The sequence below is a fragment of the Pseudomonas sp. TWR2-1-1 genome, assembly GCF_049897045.1.
In the GTDB taxonomy this organism is placed as follows: Bacteria; Pseudomonadota; Gammaproteobacteria; order Pseudomonadales; family Pseudomonadaceae; genus Aquipseudomonas; species Aquipseudomonas versuta.
The window spans coordinates 33286-54073 of record NZ_JAFCVM010000014.1; the positions used below are offsets into that span (position 1 = coordinate 33286).

Below are 20788 nucleotides of genomic sequence, written 5' to 3' on the forward strand. Positions count from 1 at the left end.
CGAATTTTAGGTACGCCATGAAACTCACACGTCTGCGCGCTGATGTCCTGGCCGGACTCACGACGTCGTTCGCCCTGCTGCCCGAGTGCATCGCTTTCGCCCTGGTTGCCCACCTCAATCCGTTGATGGGGCTGTACGGGGCGTTCATCATTTGCACCCTTACCGCGCTCTTCGGCGGACGGCCGGGCATGGTATCCGGCGCTGCCGGCTCCATGGCCGTGGTGATTGTCGCGCTGGTGGTGCAACACGGCGTGCAATACCTGCTGGCCACGGTGCTGCTGGGCGGGCTGATCATGCTGGCGTTCGGGCTGCTCAGGCTCGGCAAGCTGGTGCGCATGGTGCCGCACTCGGTGATGCTGGGCTTCGTCAACGGCCTGGCGATCATCATTGCCATGGCCCAACTGGATCATTTCAAAGAGGGTGCAACCTGGCTGACCGGCGCGCCGTTGTACCTGATGATCGGACTGGTGGTGCTGACCATGGCCATCGTCTATTTGCTGCCCCGGGTGACCCGCGCCGCGCCGCCGGCCCTGGTGGCAATCCTGGGGGTGGGGCTGGCGGTCTGGCTGTTGGGGTTGCCGACCCGCACCCTGGGTGACATGGCGCACATTGCCGGTGGCTTGCCGACGTTCAGTCTGCCCGATATCCCGTGGAGCCTTGAAACCCTGCGCATCATCGCGCCCTACGCCATCGTGATGGCGCTGGTCGGCCTGCTGGAAACCCTGCTGACCCTGAACCTGACCGATGAAATTACCGAGAGCCGTGGCTTCCCGGACCGCGAGTGCGTGGCCTTGGGGGCCGCGAACATGGTGTCAGGGGTGTTTGGCGGCATGGGCGGCTGCGCAATGATCGGCCAGACCGTGGTTAACCTCAGCTCCGGCGGGCGTGGTCGATTGTCCGGGGTAACGGCGGGGCTCATGATCCTGCTGTTCATACTGTTTCTGTCGCCGTTTATCGAGCGCATTCCGCTGGCCGCGCTGGTTGGCGTGATGTTCGTGGTCTCGCAGCAGACCTTTGCCTGGGCTTCATTACGGGTCTTTAACAAGGTGCCGCTCAACGATGTACTGGTGATCATCGCGGTAACGGTGATTACCGTGTTCACCGATCTGGCCGTCGCCGTGCTGTGCGGAGTGATCATTGCGGCACTCAATTTTGCCTGGCAGCAAGCGCGACAGCTGTACGCCGACACGTATCTTGAGAGTGACGGCAGCAAGCTTTACCGGGTCCACGGCACGCTGTTTTTTGCTTCGACGGCGACCTTTCTCAAACAGTTCGACCCTGCCGGCGACCCTGCCAAAGTGACCCTTGATTGCAGCCATCTGAGCTTTGTCGACTACTCGGCGATTGCCGCGCTGGACACCCTGCGCGAGCGTTACAGAAAAGCGGACAAGCACCTGCGGGTCCTGCATTTATCCGAGCGCAGCAAAAAACTGCTCAAGCGCGCGCGGGTACACCACGAGTAATCCAGGAACGACAGCGACGATGTCAATCTGGCATCGCTGGCAAGCCCGCTCCCACACCATCCGCGGTAGCCACCACACCCCCTGTAGGAGCGAGTTTGCTCGCGAGCTCTGCGCTGAAAAGCTCGCGAGCAAGCTCGCTCCTACAGAACCGATCAATGAAAATTCGCCCCTGTGATTTTCATTTGTGCTGTTAGCTCATGCCTGTATGCGACAGCACATGTCACTGCGCGAAAGTTATTTTCATAAAGATTGTCAAATCGCCCAGGTAATGCTTTTTGAGTTTCAAGACAACTCAAGAACTATTGCCGGGGGAACATCGCATGACGCCATCTTCGGGCTACGGGCTGCTGTTGTATGCGGCCATTGCCATCATTGCGCTGATCGTTCTGATTGCGCGCTACAAGATCAATCCATTTATCGTCATTACCCTGGTGGCCATCGGCCTGGGCCTGATGGCGGGCATGCCTGCGGGCAGTGTGATCGGCGCTTATGAGGGCGGTGTCGGCAAAACCCTGGGGCATATTGCGCTGGTGGTGGCCCTGGGCACGATGCTCGGCAAGATGATGGCCGAGTCGGGTGGCGCCGAGCAGGTAGCACGTACCCTGATTGATCGCTTCGGTGAGCGCAACGCGCATTGGGCCATGGTCTGCATCGCCTTTCTGGTGGGCCTGCCGCTGTTTTTCGAAGTCGGTTTTGTGCTGCTGGTGCCAATCGCTTTTACCGTTGCCCGGCGGGTCGGGGTGTCGGTGCTGATGGTCGGCTTGCCGATGGTGGCCGGGTTGTCGGTGGTGCATGCACTGGTGCCGCCGCACCCGGCTGCGATGCTGGCGGTGCAGGCGTATCAGGCGTCGGTCGGGCAAACCCTGATGTACGCGATTCTGATCGGCGTTCCCACGGCGATCATCGCCGGTCCGGTATTTGCCAAATTCATCGTGCCGCGTATTCAGTTGCCGGACGTTAACCCGCTGGAACAGCAGTTCATCAATCGCGAACCGCGCGCACGGCTACCCAGTTGCAGCATCACCCTGGGTACGATTTTGCTGCCGGTATTGCTGATGCTGGTCGGCGGCTGGGCCAACCTGATCTCGACCCCGGGCAGCGTTTTTAATCAGTTTCTGCAATTTATCGGCAACTCGGTAATGGCCCTGCTGATCGCGACCGTTGTCAGCTTCTGGACCCTGGGGCTGGCCCAGGGCTTCAGTCGTGAATCGATCCTCAAATTCACCAATGAGTGTCTGGCGCCTACGGCCAGCATCACCTTGCTGGTGGGGGCCGGGGGCGGCCTGAACCGGATTCTGATCGACTCGGGGGTGACCACTGAAATTGTCGGCCTGGCCCAGGACTTTCAGTTGTCGCCGCTGTTCATGGGGTGGGTGTTTGCAGCCCTGATGCGCATCGCCACAGGCTCGGCCACCGTCGCCATGACCACGGCGTCGGGGATTGTGGCGCCCGTGGCGCTGGGGCTGGGTTATCCACACCCGGAGTTATTGGTGCTGGCCACGGGCGCAGGCTCGGTGATTTTCTCCCACGTGAATGACGGCGGCTTCTGGCTGGTGAAGGAATACTTCAATATGACCGTCGCGCAGACCTTCAAAACCTGGACGGTGCTGGAAACCTTGATTTCAGTCATCGCATTCGGTTTTACCCTGATCCTTTCAGAGCTGATTTAAATGGACATCCTGTATCAAATCCGGGTTCGTCAGGACACCTTCAGCGCCGCCGAGGCCCGAATTGCCCGGCTCATGCTCAGCGATATTGCTTTTGCCGCGAACGCCAGCCTTGACGAGTTGGCGCTGCGGGCCGAGGTCAGCAGCGCCACGTTATCGCGCTTTGCCCGCAGTGTCGGCTGCCGCGATTTGCGAGACTTGCGTCTGCAGCTGGCGCAGGCCAGCGGGGTGGGCAAGCGTTTTCTCGATACCGGCAGCATGCCTGAGCAGTCGGCTTTTTTTCGCCAGATCCTGAGTGATATCGAATCGACCTTGCACGAGCATCTGGCCGGCTTCAATGGCGTGCATTTCGCCGATGCGGTCAGGTTGCTGGGCGAGGCGAAAATGATTCATGCGTTCGGCATGGGCGGCACTTCCAGCGTGTACAGCGATGAATTGCAGGTGCGTCTGGTGCGCCTGGGCTATCCCGTGGCGTCCTGTCGCGACGTGGTGATGATGCGTATCACGGCGGCCACGCTGGGCCCGGAGCATGCGGTGATTGTGTGCTCGCTGACCGGCCTGACCCCGGAGTTGATCGATGTGGTCAAGCTGGCCCACAACTATGGCGCCAAAGTGATCGCCATCACCCGGCCCGATACGCCTCTGGCGCAATTGGCCGATGTGGTGCTGGCGCTTCAAGGGGTGGAAACCAGCTTCATCTACAAACCCACGGCGGCCCGTTACGGGATGATGCTGGCCATTGACGTACTTTCCACCGAGCTGGCGCTGTCGATGCCTGAAGCCAATCAGGAGCGCTTGCGCCGGATCAAACTGGCACTGGATGACTATCGTGGCGGCGACGACTGCCTGCCATTAGGGGATTGAAATGCGCTACGACACAGTGATTCGCAATGCCCGGGTAATCGATGGCAGCAACGTGCCAGCCTATAGCGCAGATGTGGCGGTACGCGCCGGGCGTATCGAGCGTATTGGCGAGCTGGGCGATGCACGTGGCACACGGGAAATAGACGCGGCGGGCCGGGTACTGGCGCCGGGGTTTATTGATGTACACACCCATGACGATACGGTGGTGATCCGTCAGCCGCAGATGCTGCCAAAGCTCAGTCAGGGCGTGACCACAGTGATTGTCGGCAACTGCGGCATCAGTGCTTCGCCGGTGACATTGCGTGATGAGCCGCCTGACCCGATGAACCTGCTGGGCAGCAAAGCCGCGTTTGTCTACCCGCGTTTCAGTGACTACCGCGCCGCCGTGACGGCTGCGCGGCCTGCACTGAATGTTGGCGCGCTGATCGGCCATACGGCCTTGCGCAGCAATCACATGGACGATTTGCAGCGCACCGCCACGGTCAGCGAAATACGCGGCATGCGTCAGCAACTGCGTGAAAGCCTGGAGGCGGGTGCGCTGGGGTTATCCACAGGGCTGGCGTACGCCAGTGCGTTTAACGCCGAGACCGACGAGGTGTTGCAACTGGCTGCAGAATTGACGGCTTGCGGTGCGCTGTACACCACCCATCTGCGCAGCGAATTCGAGCCGGTACTGGAGGCCATGGACGAAGCGTTTCTGATCGGTCGCCAGGCCCGGGTGCCGGTGATTATTTCCCACCTTAAATGTGCAGGTGCGGGTAATTGGGGGCGCAGCCCGCACTTGCTGGCAGCCCTGGAACAGGCCGCGAAAACCCATGCGGTGGGTTGCGACTGCTATCCCTACGCCGCCAGTTCTTCGACCCTTGATCTCAAACAGGTGACCGACGCGTTCCGGATCACCATCACCTGGTCGACACCGCATCCCGAGATGGGCGGGCGTGACTTGCAGGACATTGCAGGGCTGTGGGGCGTGTCGTTGCTGGCCGCTGCGCAGCGCCTGCAACCGGCGGGCGCGGTGTATTACGGGATGGATGAAAGCGACGTGCGCAGGATTCTGGCGCACCCGCTGTCAATGATCGGCTCCGATGGCCTGCCTGACGATCCGTTTCCTCATCCGCGTTTGTGGGGGGCGTTTCCACGGGTTCTCGGGCATTTCAGTCGTGATCTGGGATTGTTCCCGCTGCACACGGCGGTACACAAAATGAGCGGGTTGTCGGCGGCTCGTTTTGGTCTTGAGGGCAGGGGAGAGATACGCGAAGGCAACTGGGCGGATCTGGTGTTGTTCGATCCCCAGACTGTGCGCGACGTAGCGGACTTCAATGCTCCGCAACAGGCCGCACAAGGGATCGACGGGGTGTGGGTCAACGGGGTGCTGAGTTATGAGGACGGCGTGGCCAACGGTAACCGCGCCGGTGTGTTCCTGCCTCGATAGAGAGGGGGGCAATGGCCCTTGCGGGCACTGGCTGCCAGCGATTCGGGCGACCAGGCAGGCGGGAAACATAGCGGTGTGGCTATCGCCGGCAAGCCGGCTCCCATAGTGAAGATGTTGTGAATTACACGTTGTGGGAGCTGGCTACACGTTCAGGGTCAGATTTTAAAGTGGCTCACCATCTCCTGCAGCTGATTGCCCAGGCGCGCCAGTTCAACGCTGGACTTGGCGGTCTCGTCGCTGGCGGCGGCGGTTTGCTCGGAGACGTCGCGCACGTTGACGATGCTGCGGCTGATCTCTTCGGCCACTGCGCTTTGCTGCTCGGCGGCGGCGGCAATCTGCTGGTTCATTGACTGAATGTTCGACACGGTGCGGGTAATACCCTGCAACGAAGTCCCCGCCTGACGGGTCAGGGTCACGCTGCTGTCAGTCAGGGAGCGGCTGTTATTCATGACGCTGGCCACATGTTGGGTGCCGCTTTGCAAGGCCGCTACCAGGGTCTGAATCTCTTCGGTGGATTTTTGCGTGCGCTGGGCCAGGCCGCGCACTTCATCAGCCACTACGGCAAAACCGCGCCCGGCGTCGCCGGCACGGGCGGCTTCGATTGCGGCGTTGAGGGCCAGCAAATTGGTTTGCTCGGCAACCGCCTTGATCACGTCCATGACGCTGCCGATCTTGTCGCTTTCCTGTTGCAGCACGGCCATGGCTTCGGTCGAACGGCCGACTTCCACTGCCAGGCGCTCGATCTGGTCAATGGCCTGATTGACCACCTTGTCGCCGTCACGGGCTTCGCCGTCAGCGGCTGCGGCGGCTTGCGAGGCTTGCTCGGCATTGCGTGCAACTTCCTGCACGGTGGCAGTCATTTCATGCATGGCAGTGGCCACCTGATCGGTCTCGATCTTCTGGCTGTTGACCCCGGCGCTGGTTTGCTCGGTGACGGCTGACAGCTCTTCGGCAGCGCTGGCAATTTGAGTAACGCCATCGCGAATGCCGCCGATCAAGTCCCGCAGGGTGGTGCCCATGCGGGCAATGCCTTGTTGCAACACGCCCAGTTCATCACGGCGGGTAACCCGCAGGTTGTGGCTCAGGTCGCCGCTGGCAATGCGCTCGACCACGTCCAGGGTTTCACGCAGCGGGCGGGTAATCTGGCGCGTGATGATCACGGCAGCGGCGATGCCGAACAGCAGTACCAGCAAGGTGGTGATCAATTGCATGCTATTGGCAGTGGCACTTTCGATGTCGCGGCGTTGCAGCTGGATTTTGTACAGCTCATCGCTGCGGCTCAAAACGCTACTGCCGTACTCGGTCATCTTCTTGCGCATGTCGATGATGGTGTTGTCGGTGCTGGCGTACAGCTGCAGTGCCTGTTGGTACTGCTCCATGGTCCGGGTCAGGGTGCTCAGGGTTTGTGTGGCACTCGTGGCGAAATAAGGGTTGAGCTTTTCAAGACTGGCGACGGTCCGGTCCAGTTGCTGGCGTGCGGCCAGTTCGGTGGCTGGAGTCGGTAAAGCAATATAAGCACGCACCTGATAGCGCGAGAGCAGGAACTGTTCACGGACTTCAGACACGGTCTGGAACATCGCGAAGCGAGACTCATCGCCGGCAGGCAATTGCAGGGCGCTGTTCAACAGCGTGGCGATGGCCTCCTGGGCCAGTTTGGCATTGCGGTCCATGATGGCCCGCGATTCGGCAGATTCAACATACGCCTTGCGCATGGTCACCAGTGCGCGCTCGTAGTCGCTGATGATGGCTTGCTGTTCCTTGAGAAGCGTGAGGTTTTCTGCGCTCTGGAAGGTGCTGATCAGTTTTTTTTGCTGTTCCTGAAACGCGTCGATACTGGTTTGCACGGCTTGCGCGGCGGTCTCGTCGCCGTCAGTCAGCATGTATTGCAAGCGCGTGACCCGCAGGTTGGTAAACGCAGTATTGAGCCGTGTGATATCGCTCATCCAGTTACTGCGATCAACCATTTTGTCCAGGCTCAGCCAGTCAAAAATCGCCATGACGCAAGTGAGGAGCAGTACCAGGCCAAAGCCCAGGGTCAGTTTCAGGTTGACGCTGATGTTACTCAGCCAGCTATTCATAATAGTTCTCCAGGAACGGTGCACGCAGGATCGAATTTCGCTGGAGGGTTTTAGTTATTGGCCCAGCAGAATGCTTGTGTTCGGCTGTATCGGCGGCACTTCCCAGAGCTGAAATGTTTTCTTGATAACAATGAATATTTGGTCAAAGGCCCTTTTAACCATGGGGGTAAGGGCGCTTTTACGCTTTTTTTCACATTCGTTTCACCTGCCTCTGACGCGGGGTTTTTTAGACTCTGGTTCAGCTTGTAGTTGCCTGCTGTGTGCAAGTCTTGCTTTCACAAAAGAGGCGCGCATCGATCCATTGTCATATTCGCGTTATAGCGTGGCGGCCAATGTCGTCCATTGACTGTCGTAGGGGGTATTTCTTCCGTGATTTCAAGTCTTCGTCTGGCTGGAGCCACACGCGCAATGCTGCGCAGCGTGCTGGCGCGTTATAGAAATGCTCTTGTGATCGTGGCGGCCAGCCTGCTGACCGGTGCGGTCACGTTGCACCTCCTGTCACCAGTGCCGGCACCCAACCTGGCTCAGTCAAAGAATGCCGGCCAGGTGCTGGCCCTGACCCAAAGCTGGGCCAAAGGTGACGTGATTGCTCTGGTGCGCCATGGCGAACGTTGCGATCGCACGCCGACGCCATGCCTGGGGCTGGCCGACGGAATCACGGTACATGGCGAAGTAGTGGTTCAGGAACTGGGCGCCAATTTCAGACAGCTGGGGCTCAAGAACGCCGATATTTACAGCAGCGAACTGACCCGTGCCCGGCAAACCGCCGATGCCATGTTCATTCGCCCGGTCGAGGCGCAGGACTGGCTATTCAATTGCCGCGGCACAATGTTGCGTGACGCTCTCAAGCACAAGCTTCCAGGCCGTAACCTGGTGCTGGTGACCCACAGCGAATGTATGGACGCGCTGGAAGCGGACATGCATGTGCCAACGGATACAACGTTCGGTTACGGGGCTTCATTGTTCATCCAGGACGATGGCGCGCATGGCCCGCAGATGCTGGGCTATATCGAGACTAAAGACTGGTCGAACATCGTACCGGTGGTCACGCCGGTGCTGCACGGGGTTGAAGCCTCGCAGTTCTGACCTGACGTCGGCTTGTCTGCGATGCAGGCAACGTGATGGTGCTGATAAACCGCGGGAATGCTATCGCGGGCAAGCCGCTCTCCTCCACAGTTTGCCCTGGCAAGCTACCTCTCCAGATCTGTTTGCAGATCAAACACGTCCCAGCAGGCGACTCCAGTTTTGCTCTTCGGGCAACGGCAGGTCGCTGAGTTCACGGGCCACAACATTTTCGATATCGCCGGCGCTCAGGACTTTTTCGTCCAGCCATGGCCACGTCGCATCCGCATCGCGAAAATTCAGCTGATCGTTCAACTGATGGCAGGCAAGTGCCAGTAAATGCATTAGCACCCACTGGCTGGTGATGTATTGCTTTTGCCCGGCCGGGATGCGGCTGAGCAGGGCCGAAACGTCGGACAGTTGCGGGCTGGGTGAAGTGGCGGTGTGCAGGTTCCATAAAATCGAGCCGTCGTTCGAAGAGTCCTTGTCCGCCAGCGCCGGGTCAGCGCTGACTTCAAGGTTGATCTTCACGTGTTGCTGCTCGAGTTGATCGATCAAATAATTGGCGAGATCGGACTTGCGCAGGAACGCGGTAGCCGTATTGAACGCCAGATTGGCGTCATAGTCGCTCAGGGTCTTGCTGGTAATACTGATGGTCATGACAGGCTCCTTGGCTGGGAAACGTTCAGCACAGGGAGCGTAGTCAATACACCGCAATCGGCCACGGTAACCGCGCTTATGTTGCTCAGGATCAAGTCCGGGACGCGGGTGTGGCCAGGCTCACGAAATAATAGTTGTGACGTCCGACACTGACCTTGCTCACGATGTTCAAGGGCAGGCCGGGGACATCCGGTTGTTCGACGATTGCGATGTTATCGGGCGAGGCGCTGAGAAAAGCTCGCAGCTCAGCTGTGGAGTCCAGCGTCTTCTGCAATTGCTGGCTGTAGAACACCAGTGCTCCGAGGCGCTCGTCGGGCTGCATTAACCCGATGTGTTTGCCACTGGCTTGCAGGCTTAGCGCTTGCGCCGCTACCGGTTGAAATGAATCTTCCTTGTCGGCGCGTGGAGCCCATAGAGCGGCCAGCAGATAGGCGATCACGATGCAGGCAAACAGCCCCGCGGCGAGAGCACGATGATGTTCGCTCAGGAACCTGGCCACAGCGCTGGTCGCGCTTTTCTTGCGCAGCCAGCCCAGCACCACGCGGGCATATTCAGCTGCAATGACCGCTGCTGCCGGCGCCAGTGACATGAGGTATACCGCGCGTTTGCTTGAAGCCAGGTTCAGCAGTAGAAATTGCGCCAGTAGCCAGACACAGAAAAACAGCAAGTACGGGTTGCTTCGCAGTTGCTTGCGAAAATGCCAGAGCCCCAGATAGGTCAACAGGTTCCACGGCATGAAGGCTTCGGGCAGTTTCCTCAGGTAGTAGTCAAAGGCTTCGTAATGCCCGGCTTCGACAAACGATCCGCTGAAGCGCCCCACGCTGTTGGTCCACAGCACCTCGCCCACAGCCTGAAGGCCGCCGCGCTGATAGAGCAGGCATAGCCAGATCATCAGCGGGATCAGTCCGAGCAGGGTCAACAGGGCCGGTCGCAGCCAGTCGCGCAGGACAAAACGTTTCGCTATCAGGCTCTCGCTCAGCAGGAAGAAAAAGATCACCACGCCGGGCAGTGCCAGACCGAATATGCCTTTGCTCAGGGTTGCAATGGCAATCCCGGCCGCAAACAGCAGCCAGCTGCCGCGGGCAAAGCCCGGTTGGCGGCTGGCATGAAAAAACGCCAGCAGCGCCATGCTCACGCCCAGTGTCAGCAGGGCGTCTTCTCCCACTTGACGGCTATTGCTCCAAAAGCTGGCCATGGTTGCCAGCATCGCCGCAGCCGTCCAGGCCCATGCCGTGGGGCGCCCAAGCTTGCGCAGCATGGTGTACAGCAACATGACGCAAAATAATCCGGCGAAGGCTGACGCCAGGCGCACGGCGAATAACTCACCGCCGAACAGGCGAATGGCGCCTGCATCCAGCCACAGGCTTAAAGGCGGCTTTTCGAGGAAGGGCTGGTTGAGCAATGAGGGCGTCACCCAATCGTTGCTCAGGTGCATCTGCATGGCGATGCCCGCTACCCGGGACTCGGTCGAGCCTTGCAGTTGGTGATTGCCCAGTACAAAAAAGAACAGCATGCAACCGAGCAGCAGTAACAGCACAGCAGGGCGAGTCAGACGCATTGGGCTACCAGGCAAGAGTCGGGAGAAATTGTGCGCTGGAGTATAGGAGGGGAATTCTTAACAAAATGTGAAACCTGTGCTGTCTGCTCTGCAAAAGTGGTACGGGGTGAGGGAAGTACTTATGTGGGGGCTGGCGCGCTTAATCACTGGGGGCATCTGCTGGCCCCATCCGCTAGACTCCCGCGCTTAACGTGTGTTTCCTCCCTCTGCAGCAAAGGATGTTCATGATCTGGTTTCTTGAAGGGCAATCCAGCCAGCGCGATGTGATTGCCGGCGCGCGCGAGGCACTGCCCGATGCGGTACGGGTTTTCGCCTCGCACCGACAAAATCGCCCTGAAATAACCGGACTGGCCGATGTCGCCTGGCGTGAGCCGCAGGACAATCAAGAACGCATTGCCTGGATCATTGAGCAGGCCCGCAGCCATCAGATCAAGGTGGTGCTGGCCGGGCGCGCGGGTCAGGTGTATGAAGCCCATCGCGGTGAATTCGAGGCCGCAGGGCTGCAGCTGGTCACGGGCGCTCTGGACCTGGACACCTTTGAGCGGGTCGACGACAAGTCGGTATTCACCCGTCAGGCGCTGGCCGCAGGGCTGGCGTGCATTCCGGCGGTTACCGTGCACAATCAGGCCGAGCTGCAAGAGGCCTATGCCCGGTTGTCCCTTGATGGCCAAGTGTGTGTGAAACCGACACGCGGCATTTATGGTCAGGGCTTCTGGCGCCTGGGCGATGATGTCGATCCGTTTCGCAGCTTTGCCAATGCCGATGCCCATGAAGTGAACGCGGCGGTGTTTGCCCGGGCCTATGGCCAATCCGTTGAGCCCAAACCGTTGCTGGTCATGCCATACATGCCCGGCAGCGAGGTGTCGGTGGATATGGTGTGCGAGGCGGGCAACGCGGTGGCGTATGTGGGGCGGCGCAAACAGGGCCTGATGCAGTCATTCGAATGCGACGGTGCTGCCGTCGAGCTGGCACTGCGGGCCGCCCGGCATTTCAGGTGCGACGGTATCGTTAACGTGCAAACCCGCGATGACGCCGAAGGCAATCCGCATCTGCTGGAGATCAATCTGCGTTATTCCGGCGGCATCGGATATACCCGTGAAGCGGGGATTAACCTGCCCGGTATCTTTGCCGCCCGTCGCTTGGGGCTGCCCGAGCCGGTCGGTGTCTGGCGCGAGAATATTCAGGTCAAGGCCATCACGGTCGTCGTTCCGGTTAGCGGGGAGACTCTGGTAAACCGGCTGAGCTGACTTCGGGCATCTCCAGTAACCATTTTTTACTTGTCCCAAGCCCCGGACTCCCAGATCGTCCCTCACTTTTTACGTATTTGCAGGTAGTAAAACATTGATGAACAGCGGTAACCCCATGACCGGAGCCAAGGCTTTGCACGCAAACCTTAAACGCGGTCGACTGGACGTTGAGGTCAATGCATCGACCTTTGATCCACAGGCACTTTTCAGTTTTGCCGAGCGCCGCAATCCCAAGCGCGCTTTTTTGTTTGTTTCCCGTGTGCTCGGGCGGCATATCCCGGCCCGTCCGTCGTTGATGGCCGCAAGCTTTAACGCGCTGGCGGCGAAGATCCCTGCCGACCTGCCGGGCCCCGTGCTGGTGATCGGCATGGCTGAAACTGCCGTGGGGCTTGGCGCAGGTGTGCACCGTGCCCTGAGCCGTACCCGTGATGACAGCCTGTACCTGTGCAGCAGCCGCCACCCGACCGGCGGCGAACTGTTTACCCGTTTTGAAGAAGAGCACAGCCACGCCAGCTCGCATTTGCTGCACCTGCCACAGGATGCCAAGACCCGCGAGATGATGCTGACAGCCCGTTCGCTGGTACTGGTGGACGACGAAGCGTCGACCGGCAATACCTTTATCAACCTGAGCAAGGCGCTTGCCGACGCCGGGCTCGATTCCATTGAGCGGATCGTCACGGCCACCCTGACCGACTGGTCCGGGGATGCGGTGCGCAAGGCGATGGGCGATCACGTCAGCAGCGTGTCGTTGCTCGACGGTAGCTACACCTTCACCGAAGACCCCGCCGCAGAGCTGCCGGACATGCCTGAAGTAGGCAGTGTTGCCCAAGGCGACTGGCCTCTGGACCCGAATCGCGACTGGGCCCGCATGGGGGTGCGTGAACACCTCGATACGCTGGCGCCCGGCTTGCAGGTTTCGCCCGGGGAGCGGGTATTGGTCATTGGCACCAGCGAGTATGTCTGGCGCCCGTTCCTGTTGGCCGAGCGCCTGGAGCGAGCCGGTGCCGATGTGCACTTCAGTTCCACTAGCCGTTCGCCGATTGCGTTGGGGCATGCCATCGATCATGCGCTGTCGTTCTGCGACAACTATGGTCTGGGCATTCCCAACTTCCTGTACAACGTCGCCCTCGGCCAGTTCGACCGGGTGCTGATTTGTACTGAAACCCCGGCGGCGGCGGTCGATCCGGCGTTGATCAGCGCATTGAATGCACAGGTGATCGTTGATGAGCGTTAATCGTCCGCTGGTGTTCGTTGATCTGGACGACACCTTGTTTCAGACCGCCCGCAAAATGGGCGACGAGCCACGCTACCCGGCGACGCTGGATGTGGACGGTGAGCCCAACGGCTTTATGAGCGCGACGCAGAAAAGCTTTGTCGAATGGCTGCTGGCCACTGCCGATGTGGTTCCGGTAACCGCTCGCAGCATCGAAGCCTATCAACGGGTGCAATTGCCATTCGTCCACGGTGCGGTGTGTGCCCACGGCGGGGTAATTCTCAATCCAGACGGTTCGCTGGATCCGCTCTGGCATGCGCATATGTGCGATGAACTGGCGCTGGAGCAAACCCGTCTGCACCAGTTGAGCGAGCAAACCCTGGCCATTGGCACCGAGCTGGGGTTTTCCCTGCGTGGCTGGGTGGTTGAAGAGCAAGGCCTGGCCAATTACGTGGTTACCAAGCACAACAACGAAACCGATGATGCACTGCTCAGCGTGCTGGCCGTGGTCAAGGCGCGCGGTTTGCTTGACGGGCTGTACGTGCACGGCAACGGTAACAACCTGGCGTTCCTGCCGGTGGCGCTGCAAAAGCGCGCCGCGGTACGCGAATGGGTGCGGCGCGATCAGGCGATCAACGGTAAACGGCCGTTGCTGGGCTTTGGCGACAGTGTCTCGGACATGGGCTTTATGACCGAGTGCGATTGGTGGGGTACGCCCAAGCGGGGCCAGTTGGCCAGCCATGTATTGGCGAGTGTCAGCCATGAGTAATGCTTTCGAAGGGCTGCAAACGGTCGGCAGTGGCAGTTATGCCGCGGATGACGTGCATTTTCTGCTGCGCACGATGCAGATTGAAGTCACCGATGTGCAGGAAAAAGAGCGCCTGATCCAGACCCGCCAGCGGCACTACTCGGAAATGATCAGCCAGGAACATCCGCCTTCCGAGACCCATAAAAGCTTGTACCGGCTGGCGCTGGCGCAAAATGGCGCGCGCATGGCGGCAGATGTGCAGGCACTGGCCCAGGCACTGAGCCAGCGCTACAACGGCCCGACGATTGCGCTGGTGTCGTTTGTGCGTGCCGGGTTGCCGCTGGGCGTGTTGTTGCGTCGCGCGCTGGTCGAGGCGGGGCGCGATGCCCGGCATTACGGGATCAGCATTATTCGTGATCGCGGAATCGACAACGTCGCACTCGAAGCTATCATCAAGACCCACGGCGCCGAGAACATCGTGTTTGTAGATGGCTGGACCGGCAAAGGTGCGATCAGCGGGCAAATCCGCGACAGCCTGGCGGGTGATTCGCGGTTCCCGGCCGATCCGCGGCTGGTGGTGCTGGCCGACCCTTGCGGGCGTGCCTGGCTGGCGGCTTCGGCGGAAGACTGGCTGATCCCTTCGGGCATTCTGGGGGCGACAGTGTCGGGCCTTGTTTCCCGTTCTATCTGGCCGCAAGACCCCGGCCTGCATGGTTGCGTGGTGTATGACCATCTGGCCGGCCACGACGTGACTCAAGACTTTATCCACAGCATCGAAGCCGAGCGCGCGCAACTGGCGCCCCGGGCAGCCGCCCAGCCCTGGACACCGGAGCAGGCGCAAGTGTTGCAACACTCAGCCGTGGCTGCGGTCGAACGTATCTCGACACGGTTTGCTGTGAGTAACCCCAACCGCGTCAAACCGGGCATCGCCGAGGCCACGCGTGCCGTCATGCGCCGGGTGCCGGATCACGTGCTGGTGCGCAGTCGTGACGATCAGGATGTTCAATTGCTGCTGCACCTTACAAGGCAGGCGAATATCGAAGTCGAAGAAGTCGGTGAAGCGTTGGGGCCGTATCGCGCCGTCACTGTAATAAGGAGTGTTCGCTGATGATCAAACATTCCGCCTATGCCTTGGGCGCCACTCTTTATATGCCGGCTACCCGTCCCGATATTCTGGATGTGGTCATGGGGCAAAAGCTCCAGGGCTTGCGCTCGCTGGTGGTGTGCCTTGAAGACGCAGTGGCCGAGACTGACGTGCAGCAGGGGCTCAACAATCTGAGAAATCTGTTGCTGGGGATCGAAGCCCGCGGGGCCCGTCCGTCCGGCGGCCCGATCCTGTTTGTTCGCCCCCGGGATGCGGCGATGGCGGCGGTGCTGAATGAATGGTCGTTGATGCGCCACGTCGACGGTTTTGTCGTGCCAAAACTGCGCCTGAGCAACATCCGCGAGTGGGAACAGGCGGTCACTCGCAGCGAATTGATGCTGATGCCAACCCTGGAGACCCCCGAGGTGTATGACCCGGGAGCCATGGTCGAGCTGCGCAGTGCAATGCTTGAGCAATTGCCGGGGCGCATCATCGCCTTGCGCATAGGCGGCAACGATTTGATGGGGTGTCTGGGCTTGCGTCGTAGCCCGGCGCTGACCCTTTACAGCACGCCCATGAGCTATGTAATCCCGATGCTGTGCGGGGTGATGGGCTCCGCCGGTTTCGCCCTTACGGCCCCGGTATTTGAACAACTCAATAGCCCGCAGTTGCTGGAGCAGGAACTGGCGCTGGACATGGCCCACGGGCTGGTGGGTAAAACCGCAATTCATCCGTCGCAAATTGCAGTTATCCACAGGGCGTTGCAAGTCAGCCTTGAAGATCTCAACAGCGCACGCCACATACTGAGTGAGGCGGCGCCTGCGGTGTTCAAGTTCAACGACGCCATGTGCGAACCTGCGACCCATTACAAATGGGCGCAAACAATTATTGAGCGAGCACATTGGCAAGGGGTTCGCCCCGAAACCGGCTGCTCGCCGGACACTTTTGGAGGCAGCCTGCGATTGGCTGAATTAGTGGGTTGAACGACGTTTTGAATACATCAGGCCAAGGCAAACAGATTCTGTCCGCGTTCGATTTCGATGGCACGCTGACCTATCACGATACGTTTGTGCCGTTTTTGCGCTTTGCCTTTGGCAACCGGCTGTTCGCCATGCGCTTGCTGCGCATGATTCCATCGACCTTTAGTTACTTGCTGGGGCAGATATCGCGTAATGACTTGAAGGAAAAGTTGATTACGGTCTATCTGACCGGTGCCAAAGAGGCTTGGGTGAAGGAGCGCGCCGAAGCATTTTGTGACGTTTCGTGGCAGCGTCTAATGCGCCCTTTGGGCTTAACATCTGTCGCCGCCCAGCTGGAGCAAGGGGCCACGGTGACTATTTGTTCGGCGTCCCCTGAGCTGGTGCTCGCGCCTTTCGCCAAAAAACTTGGTATCGGCCTGATCGGAACCCGGCTGGCCTCAGTCGACGGCGTTCTGACAGGTGAGATCGACGGTATCAACTGTCGCTGCGAACAAAAGGTCATTCGCCTGGAAGCCAGGTACGGACCTCTGGATCAATACACATTGCGCGCCTGGGGTGACACCCGGGGCGATGAACAAATGCTCGGAGCCGCTCAGGAACCACATTGGCGCGAATTTCACGCGTTGTGGCGTCGCAAGCGGCCACTTGATGTGTGCTTGCGCGAAGAGCTGTAAGCAAGGCGTAAGCAAAGCACGTCAATAATCAGCACCAACCTATCGTGCTTCAGTGCAGACAAGGAGACGCTTCATGGCCATTTCGCTATCCAAGAACCAAACCATTTCTCTCGAGAAAGAAGCCGGAACCGGTCTTAAGAAAATCCGCATGGGCCTGGGATGGGACCCGGTCAAGCCGATCGGCTTTTTTGCCAAATTACTGAACAGCGATACCGCCATCGATCTGGACGCTTCATGCATCCTGCTCGACAGTGCCAGACAACCGCTGGATCTGGTGTGGTTCCGCCAGCTCAAATCCACTGACGGCTCCATCGTTCACTCCGGCGACAACCGCACGGGTGAGGGCGATGGCGACGATGAGTCGATTCTGGTCAACCTTGAACAGCTGCCGGCGGGCGTCAGTCATCTGGTGTTCACCGTTAACTCGTTCACCGGGCAAAACTTCGAGGCTGTAGAAAATGCCTACTGCCGCATTGTTGATGAGCTGACCGGCAAAGAACTGGCGCGCTTCAACCTTTCAGACAAGGGCCGTCATACCGGCGTGGTCATGGCTTACCTCAGCCGCACGTCTGCGGGCTGGGACCTGACGGCCATCGGTACGGTTGCCAACGGTCGCACAGCACAGGACCTGAGCAACGAAGCCGCCAGTGCGGTGCGCCCATGAGTACTCTGACTCCAGGCGCAAACATCGCCGTGACCACAGGCACCCCGAGCGTCACCATCACCTATACCCCGGTGCCGGGTGCTGATCTGGACGTATCCGCCTTCCTGCTTAATGAGTCGGGCAAGGTACGTGGTGACAATGACATGTGCTTCTTCGGCCAGCAGAGTGTCAACAACGGCGCCGTAAAACTGGTGGAGTCCGCACCGGGGCGCAGCGTGTTCAGCCTCAATCTGGACGCCATTGACGCGGCCATCGATAAAGTTGCACTGACCGCGACCATCTACGAGAACAAGGCCAGATTCGACGCGTTCCCGCAGCTTAATGTGTCTGTGACCGGCGGCATTGAAGCCCCGATCCCGACGGTGGGCATGCAGGAAAGCGCGTTGATCCTCGGCGAGTTTTATCGCCGCCAGGGGGCGTGGAAGTTCCGCTGCGTAGCCCAGGGTTTTGCCGGTGGTCTGGCGCCTTTGGCCCAGCACTTCGGCGTTGATATTGCGGCGCCAGCGCCAGCTCCTGCAGCAGCGCCCGCACCAGTGGTTGCACCACCAGCTGCACCTGCCCCGGCATCCAGGGTCAACCTGTCGAAGATCACCCTCGACAAGCAGCGTCCTTCGATCAGCCTGGACAAAAAGGACGGTGATTTTGGCGAGATCAAGATCAACCTCAACTGGAACCGCACCACGCCGAGCGGCGGCGGTGGTTTCTTTGCCTCGCTGCGCGGCAAGTCGGGCGGTATCGACCTCGATGTAGGCTGCCTGTACGAAATGGAAAACGGGCGCAAGGGTGCCGTTCAGGCCCTGGGCAATGCATTTGGCGATTTTCGCGACGAGCCGTTCATTCAATTGATGGGCGACGACCGGACCGGCTCCGTGAGCGACGGCGAGTGGTTGCGCATCAACGGCAAGGAGTGGCGCAAGATGCGGCGCGTGCTGGTGTACGCATTCATCTATGAGGGCGCCCCGAACTGGCAGGCCACCGATGGCGTAATTACCCTGTACATCCCGGGCGAGCCGCCAATTGAAGTGCGTCTGAGCGAAGAGGGCGGCACCAAGGGCATGTGCGCCATTGCCTTGCTCGAAAACGTCGGTGGCAGCGTCAAGGTCAACCGCAAGGTCGAGTTTTTCAAAGGGCACTCGGACATGGACAAAGCATTTGGCTGGGGCATGCGCTGGGCTGCCGGGTCCAAATGAGCGTTATGTAATTGGCCGCCGGCCGAGGCCGGCGGCACTCACTCAATTTCTGACAAGGTGAATCCAATGCTCGAATGGCTGAAAACCAATGCAACCGCTGCCCGTGACAAGCTTTCGGCGGAAGTCAGCAAATTCAAGAACCGCGAGTTCATGGAAGCCGTGGTTTCCGGATGCGCGCTGGTGGCTGCTGCCGACGGCAACATCAGCAGCGACGAGAAGCAGAAGATGGTCGGGTTCATCCAGAACTCCAATGAGTTGAAGGCCTTTGACGTCAAGGACGTGATCAAGTCTTTCAATGAGGTCTGCGCCAAGTTTGAGTTTGATCAGCAGATCGGTCGCGCAGAAGCCCTGAAGTCGATCGGTCAGTTGCGTAAAAAAGAAGATGCTGCCCGTCTGCTGGTGCGTGTTTGCTGCGCAATCGGCAGTGCCGACGGCAACTTCGATGAAAGTGAGCGGGCTGCTTGCCGCACTATCTGCAATGAGCTGGGGTTGAACCCTGGCGATTTTGATCTCTGAGGACATCATGGAAAACACGGCAATTGGCTTTCCGCCAACTACCATCGCTGTATTTGTGGCGCTAGCGGTCATTGCTCTGGCAATCGACCTGTTCACCCACAAAAGCGATAAACCGGTCACGCTGACCAACGCCGCCGTCTGGTCGGTGTTCTGGGTGCTGATCTCGCTCGCATTTGCGGGTTACCTGTACTACGCCCACGGCCCAAGTGTGGCCAGCCTGTTCGTAACCGGTTATGCGCTGGAAAAAGTTCTCAGCGTCGACAACCTGTTCGTGTTCATGGCGATCTTTGCCTGGTTCAAGGTGCCTGATGCGCTGCGTCACCGCGTTCTGTACTGGGGCATCATCGGTGCCATCGTCTTCCGCCTGATCTTTGTGGCAATCGGTACTGGCCTGCTGGCGTTCGGTCCCTGGGTCGAAGTGCTGTTTGCGGTGGTTGTGGCCTGGACCGCAATCATGATGTTGCGCAGCAAGGAAGAGGACGAAGAGGAGGATTACTCCAAGCACATGGCCTACCGCTTTGCGCAAAAACTGTTCCCGGTCTGGCCGAAGCTGCACGGACATAATTTCTTTGTTTCGCGCAAAGAGCTTGAAAAAGAGATCACGAAGCCGCAGAACAAGGGAATGAGCCTGGCTGCCAAAGGCACCTTGTTCGCGACACCGTTGTTTCTGTGTGTGGTAGTGGTCGAGGTATCGGACATCCTGTTCGCCTTCGACTCCGTACCTGCAGTGATCGCAGTGAGCCGTGAACCGTTGATCGTGTATTCGGCCATGATGTTCGCCATTCTTGGCCTGCGGACCATGTACTTCGTTCTCGAAGCGCTGAAGCGCTACCTGGTTCACCTGGAAAAATCGGTTATCGCGCTGTTGTTCTTTATCGCCGGCAAGCTGGCCTTGAACGCAACCGACCACCTGTTTGGCCATGGCTATGAAATTGATCCAAACACCAGCCTGATCGTGGTGTTGGTGGTACTGGCCATCGGTGTTGTGGCCAGCATCATGTTTCCCGGTAAAGAAGAGCCATCCGACGTTAAAAACGATACGAACGCTTGATCGCACATTACTAAGGAGAATTACACATGGCACTTTCCCTTTCCAAAGGCGGCAACCTGTCCCTGTCCAAAGAAGCTCCGGGGATGACTAAAGTCCTCGTGGGTCTGGGCTGGGATGCTCGCTCCACCGATGGTCAAGACTTCGACCTGGATGCGAGCGCTTTCTTGCTCAAGGCTGACGGCAAAGTACGCGCTGACTCCGATTTCATTTTTTACAACCAGCTCAAAAGCACCGACGGCTCGGTTGAGCACACCGGCGATAACCGCACCGGTGAAGGCGACGGCGACGACGAGGCGATCAAGATCGACCTGTCCAAAGTGCCTGCCGAGATCGACAAGATCGCGATCACTGTGACCATCCACGAAGCCGACGCTCGCAAGCAGAACTTTGGTCAGGTGCGTAATGCCTTCATCCGTCTGGTCAATCAGGACAACAACAACGAAGTTGTTCGCTATGACCTCGCAGAAGATGCCAGCACCGAAACCGCAATGATCTTTGCCGAGCTGTATCGCAATGGCGCCGAGTGGAAATTCCGCGCAGTAGGCCAGGGCTTTAACGGTGGCCTCAAGCCATTGGCTGAAAGCTTCGGCCTGAAGTTTTAATCGACCCATTCATCTTTTTATATAAGGGTTCACGA

General features: G+C 59.3%; 19 protein-coding genes and 1 pseudogene. 16 read left to right on the forward strand and 4 right to left on the reverse strand.

What is annotated here, in order from left to right; all coding sequences use genetic code 11:
• The first annotated feature begins 17 nt into the window (after nt 1–17).
• The 4 genes from ACP7BO_RS23300 (at nt 18) to ACP7BO_RS23315 (ending at nt 5426) form a co-directional block, all read left to right on the forward strand.
• Complete coding sequence (locus ACP7BO_RS23300) at nt 18–1463, forward strand: SulP family inorganic anion transporter (RefSeq protein ID WP_426212902.1); 1446 nt, start codon at nt 18–20, stop codon at nt 1461–1463.
• A gap of 320 nt (nt 1464–1783) precedes the next feature.
• Nucleotides 1784–3133, forward strand: a complete 1350-nt coding sequence (locus ACP7BO_RS23305; protein ID WP_426212903.1) for a gluconate:H+ symporter — start codon at nt 1784–1786, stop codon at nt 3131–3133.
• Nucleotides 3134–3994 (forward strand): MurR/RpiR family transcriptional regulator, encoded by an 861-nt coding sequence (locus tag ACP7BO_RS23310; RefSeq protein ID WP_426212904.1) that lies wholly within the window; start codon nt 3134–3136, stop codon nt 3992–3994.
• 1 nt (nt 3995) lies between these two features.
• Nucleotides 3996–5426 (forward strand): N-acyl-D-amino-acid deacylase family protein, encoded by a 1431-nt coding sequence (locus ACP7BO_RS23315; RefSeq protein ID WP_426212905.1) that lies wholly within the window; start codon nt 3996–3998, stop codon nt 5424–5426.
• 155 nt (nt 5427–5581) lie between these two features.
• Here ACP7BO_RS23315 and ACP7BO_RS23320 read toward each other — a convergent pair whose 3' ends face one another.
• Together ACP7BO_RS23320 and ACP7BO_RS23325 are read right to left on the reverse strand one after the other, a co-directional pair.
• Nucleotides 5582–6445 carry a methyl-accepting chemotaxis protein gene (locus tag ACP7BO_RS23320; protein WP_426212917.1) on the reverse strand — a complete coding sequence of 288 codons (864 nt, stop codon included), beginning with the start codon at nt 6443–6445 and terminating at the stop codon, nt 5582–5584.
• A pseudogene (locus ACP7BO_RS23325) lies at nt 6437–7504 on the reverse strand (methyl-accepting chemotaxis protein); the annotation flags it as partial. The gene ACP7BO_RS23320 and the pseudogene ACP7BO_RS23325, both read right to left, overlap by 9 nt.
• Before the next feature lie 408 nt (nt 7505–7912).
• Between ACP7BO_RS23325 and ACP7BO_RS23330 the strand changes: the two are divergent.
• Nucleotides 7913–8590 carry a histidine phosphatase family protein gene (locus tag ACP7BO_RS23330; RefSeq protein ID WP_397454911.1) on the forward strand — a complete coding sequence of 226 codons (678 nt, stop codon included), beginning with the start codon at nt 7913–7915 and terminating at the stop codon, nt 8588–8590.
• Between the two features lie 129 nt (nt 8591–8719).
• On the opposite strand, the gene ACP7BO_RS23335 is transcribed toward ACP7BO_RS23330, so the two are convergent.
• Entirely contained in the window at nt 8720–9226 is a 507-nt protein-coding gene (locus ACP7BO_RS23335) for a hypothetical protein (protein ID WP_426212906.1), read from the reverse strand.
• Nucleotides 9227–9317: 91 nt separating this feature from the next.
• Nucleotides 9318–10784, reverse strand: coding sequence for an ArnT family glycosyltransferase (locus tag ACP7BO_RS23340; RefSeq protein WP_426212907.1), 1467 nt, complete (start codon nt 10782–10784; stop codon nt 9318–9320).
• A 224-nt stretch (nt 10785–11008) separates the two neighbouring features.
• Here ACP7BO_RS23340 and ACP7BO_RS23345 point away from each other — a divergent pair, with 224 nt between their 5' ends.
• From ACP7BO_RS23345 to ACP7BO_RS23395, 11 genes are all read left to right on the forward strand, one after another.
• Entirely contained in the window at nt 11009–12031 is a 1023-nt protein-coding gene (locus ACP7BO_RS23345) for an ATP-grasp domain-containing protein (RefSeq protein WP_426212908.1), read from the forward strand.
• A 97-nt stretch (nt 12032–12128) separates the two neighbouring features.
• Nucleotides 12129–13265: a phosphoribosyltransferase domain-containing protein gene (locus tag ACP7BO_RS23350; protein ID WP_426212909.1), complete on the forward strand. Its 1137-nt coding sequence runs from the start codon at nt 12129–12131 to the stop codon at nt 13263–13265.
• Complete coding sequence (locus ACP7BO_RS23355) at nt 13255–14013, forward strand: trehalose phosphatase (protein WP_426212910.1); 759 nt, start codon at nt 13255–13257, stop codon at nt 14011–14013. Before ACP7BO_RS23350 ends, ACP7BO_RS23355 begins: the two co-directional genes overlap by 11 nt.
• Nucleotides 14006–15100, forward strand: coding sequence for a cysteine protease StiP family protein (locus tag ACP7BO_RS23360; protein WP_426212911.1), 1095 nt, complete (start codon nt 14006–14008; stop codon nt 15098–15100). The genes ACP7BO_RS23355 and ACP7BO_RS23360 overlap by 8 nt, the downstream gene beginning before the upstream one ends.
• A complete protein-coding gene (locus tag ACP7BO_RS23365) occupies nt 15100–16059 on the forward strand; it encodes an HpcH/HpaI aldolase/citrate lyase family protein (RefSeq protein ID WP_060695456.1) in 960 nt (319 codons plus the stop codon). Before ACP7BO_RS23360 ends, ACP7BO_RS23365 begins: the two co-directional genes overlap by 1 nt.
• The gene (locus ACP7BO_RS23370) at nt 16056–16730 is read left to right on the forward strand and encodes an HAD family hydrolase (RefSeq protein ID WP_397454900.1); all 675 of its coding nucleotides are present in this window, start codon (nt 16056–16058) and stop codon (nt 16728–16730) included. Before ACP7BO_RS23365 ends, ACP7BO_RS23370 begins: the two co-directional genes overlap by 4 nt.
• 73 nt (nt 16731–16803) lie before the next feature.
• Entirely contained in the window at nt 16804–17394 is a 591-nt protein-coding gene (locus ACP7BO_RS23375; protein ID WP_426212912.1) for a TerD family protein, read from the forward strand.
• Complete coding sequence (locus ACP7BO_RS23380) at nt 17391–18584, forward strand: TerD family protein (RefSeq protein WP_426212913.1); 1194 nt, start codon at nt 17391–17393, stop codon at nt 18582–18584. Before ACP7BO_RS23375 ends, ACP7BO_RS23380 begins: the two co-directional genes overlap by 4 nt.
• 66 nt (nt 18585–18650) lie before the next feature.
• Complete coding sequence (locus ACP7BO_RS23385) at nt 18651–19100, forward strand: tellurite resistance TerB family protein (RefSeq protein WP_060695449.1); 450 nt, start codon at nt 18651–18653, stop codon at nt 19098–19100.
• Between the two features lie 7 nt (nt 19101–19107).
• Nucleotides 19108–20151: a TerC/Alx family metal homeostasis membrane protein gene (locus ACP7BO_RS23390; RefSeq protein WP_060695447.1), complete on the forward strand. Its 1044-nt coding sequence runs from the start codon at nt 19108–19110 to the stop codon at nt 20149–20151.
• Nucleotides 20152–20177: 26 nt separating this feature from the next.
• A complete protein-coding gene (locus ACP7BO_RS23395) occupies nt 20178–20753 on the forward strand; it encodes a TerD family protein (protein WP_003439428.1) in 576 nt (191 codons plus the stop codon).
• The last annotated feature ends 35 nt before the right edge of the window (nt 20754–20788 follow it).

Excerpts from the sequence above, each read along its gene's own strand:
- ACP7BO_RS23300 (WP_426212902.1), top strand. The coding sequence starts at position 18 with ATGAAACTCACACGTCTGCGCGCTGATGTCCTGGCCGGACTCACGACG.
- ACP7BO_RS23305 (WP_426212903.1), top strand. The coding sequence starts at position 1,784 with ATGACGCCATCTTCGGGCTACGGGCTGCTGTTGTATGCGGCCATTGCC.
- ACP7BO_RS23310 (WP_426212904.1), top strand. The coding sequence starts at position 3,134 with ATGGACATCCTGTATCAAATCCGGGTTCGTCAGGACACCTTCAGCGCC.
- ACP7BO_RS23315 (WP_426212905.1), top strand. The coding sequence starts at position 3,996 with ATGCGCTACGACACAGTGATTCGCAATGCCCGGGTAATCGATGGCAGC.
- ACP7BO_RS23320 (WP_426212917.1), bottom strand. The coding sequence starts at position 6,445 with ATGGGCACCACCCTGCGGGACTTGATCGGCGGCATTCGCGATGGCGTT.
- ACP7BO_RS23330 (WP_397454911.1), top strand. The coding sequence starts at position 7,913 with ATGCTGCGCAGCGTGCTGGCGCGTTATAGAAATGCTCTTGTGATCGTG.
- ACP7BO_RS23335 (WP_426212906.1), bottom strand. The coding sequence starts at position 9,226 with ATGACCATCAGTATTACCAGCAAGACCCTGAGCGACTATGACGCCAAT.
- ACP7BO_RS23340 (WP_426212907.1), bottom strand. The coding sequence starts at position 10,784 with ATGCGTCTGACTCGCCCTGCTGTGCTGTTACTGCTGCTCGGTTGCATG.
- ACP7BO_RS23345 (WP_426212908.1), top strand. The coding sequence starts at position 11,009 with ATGATCTGGTTTCTTGAAGGGCAATCCAGCCAGCGCGATGTGATTGCC.
- ACP7BO_RS23350 (WP_426212909.1), top strand. The coding sequence starts at position 12,129 with ATGAACAGCGGTAACCCCATGACCGGAGCCAAGGCTTTGCACGCAAAC.
- ACP7BO_RS23355 (WP_426212910.1), top strand. The coding sequence starts at position 13,255 with ATGAGCGTTAATCGTCCGCTGGTGTTCGTTGATCTGGACGACACCTTG.
- ACP7BO_RS23360 (WP_426212911.1), top strand. The coding sequence starts at position 14,006 with ATGAGTAATGCTTTCGAAGGGCTGCAAACGGTCGGCAGTGGCAGTTAT.
- ACP7BO_RS23365 (WP_060695456.1), top strand. The coding sequence starts at position 15,100 with ATGATCAAACATTCCGCCTATGCCTTGGGCGCCACTCTTTATATGCCG.
- ACP7BO_RS23375 (WP_426212912.1), top strand. The coding sequence starts at position 16,804 with ATGGCCATTTCGCTATCCAAGAACCAAACCATTTCTCTCGAGAAAGAA.
- ACP7BO_RS23380 (WP_426212913.1), top strand. The coding sequence starts at position 17,391 with ATGAGTACTCTGACTCCAGGCGCAAACATCGCCGTGACCACAGGCACC.
- ACP7BO_RS23385 (WP_060695449.1), top strand. The coding sequence starts at position 18,651 with ATGCTCGAATGGCTGAAAACCAATGCAACCGCTGCCCGTGACAAGCTT.
- ACP7BO_RS23390 (WP_060695447.1), top strand. The coding sequence starts at position 19,108 with ATGGAAAACACGGCAATTGGCTTTCCGCCAACTACCATCGCTGTATTT.
- ACP7BO_RS23395 (WP_003439428.1), top strand. The coding sequence starts at position 20,178 with ATGGCACTTTCCCTTTCCAAAGGCGGCAACCTGTCCCTGTCCAAAGAA.